Source organism: Stenotrophomonas maltophilia group sp. RNC7, assembly GCF_030910085.1.
Lineage (GTDB): Bacteria > Pseudomonadota > Gammaproteobacteria > Xanthomonadales > Xanthomonadaceae > Stenotrophomonas > Stenotrophomonas sepilia.
Genome location: NZ_JAVFVN010000073.1, coordinates 1 through 1667 on the forward strand (window position 1 = coordinate 1; position 1667 = coordinate 1667).

General features: G+C 51.4%; 2 tRNA genes and 1 rRNA gene. All 3 read right to left on the bottom strand.

Annotated features, from left to right (window positions below):
• Window positions 1-1373, bottom strand: a 23S ribosomal RNA gene (locus RCF13_RS00570); the annotation flags it as partial.
• Between the two features lie 113 nt (window positions 1374-1486).
• A tRNA-Ala gene (locus RCF13_RS00575) sits at window positions 1487-1562 on the bottom strand.
• Between the two features lie 21 nt (window positions 1563-1583).
• Window positions 1584-1660 (bottom strand) — tRNA-Ile (locus tag RCF13_RS00580).
• Between the last annotated feature and the right edge of the window lie 7 nt (window positions 1661-1667).

Below are 1667 nucleotides of genomic sequence, written 5' to 3' on the forward strand. Positions count from 1 at the left end.
AGCCTTCCCCAGGAACCCTTAGGCTTTCGGCGGACATGATTCTCACATGTCTTTTCGTTACTCATACCGGCATTCTCACTTGTGTACAGTCCAGCAGTCCTTCCGGTCTACCTTCAACCCGGTACACAACGCTCCCCTACCACTGATGCAAGAAGCATCAATCCATAGCTTCGGCGGTACGTTTAGCCCCGTTACATTTTCGGCGCAGAGTCACTCGACCAGTGAGCTATTACGCACTCTTTAAATGATGGCTGCTTCTAAGCCAACATCCTGGTTGTCTGGGCAACTCCACATCCTTTCCCACTTAACGTACACTTAGGGGCCTTAGCTGATGGTCTGGGCTGTTTCCCTCTTGACAACGGACCTTAGCACCCATTGTCTGACTCCCGGATAATAAGTCCATGGCATTCGGAGTTTGACTGAGCTTGGTAACCCTTGGCGGGCCCCGCACCCAATCAGTGCTCTACCTCCACGACTCTTCCTCCGAGGCTAGCCCTAAAGCTATTTCGGGGAGAACCAGCTATCTCCGAGTTCGATTGGAATTTCTCCGCTACCCCCACCTCATCCCCGAATTTTTCAACATTCGTGGGTTCGGGCCTCCAGTGCGTGTTACCGCACCTTCACCCTGGACAGGGGTAGATCACACGGTTTCGGGTCTACGCCTACGTACTCATTCGCCCTATTCAGACTCGCTTTCGCTGCGGCTGCGGCTTTTCACCTTAACCTTGCACGTAAACGTAACTCGCCGGTTCATTCTACAAAAGGCACGCCATCACCCATTGATCGGGCTCTGACTTCTTGTAAGCACACGGTTTCAGGTTCTCTTTCACTCCCCTTCCGGGGTGCTTTTCACCTTTCCCTCACGGTACTGCTTCACTATCGGTCACCAGGGAGTATTTAGCCTTAGCAGATGGTCCTGCCAGATTCCCACGGGGTTTCACGTGTCCCGCGGTACTCGGGATCCGTCTCGGAGGGCATTTACTTTCAATTACAGGGCTGTTACCTTCTATGGCGGGCCTTTCCAGACCTCTTCGTTTAATAAACACCTTTCTGACTCCATGTGAGACGTCCCACAACCCCAAGGAGCAAGCTCCTTGGTTTAGGCTGTTCCGCTTTCGCTCGCCGCTACTGACGGAATCACTATTGTTTTCTCTTCCTGAGGGTACTTAGATGTTTCAGTTCCCCTCGTATGCCATCTTATGTCCTATGTATTCAGACATAAGTAACTGCCCATTACGGCAGCTGGGTTTCCCCATTCGGAAATCTCCGGATCAAAGCTTGCTTACAGCTCCCCGAAGCATATCGTTGTTCGCCACGTCCTTCATCGGCTCCTGGTGCCTAGGCATCCTCCGTGTGCTCTTAATAGCTTAACCATGATTGCGATTTAACATCGCGTTATCACCGTATCATTAAGATAAGGATATTCTAAGACACTTTAACTTCTCTTCACGATTCAGTTTTCAAGGTACAATAGAAAGTTCATTTATGGTGGAGCCAAGGGGGATCGAACCCCTGACCTCCTGCGTGCAAGGCAGGCGCTCTCCCAGCTGAGCTATAGCCCCATATGGAATATAAAGTTTAAATGGTGGGCCCTAGTGGACTCGAACCACCGACCTCACCCTTATCAGGGGTGCGCTCTAACCAGCTGAGCTAAGGGCCCTCATTCG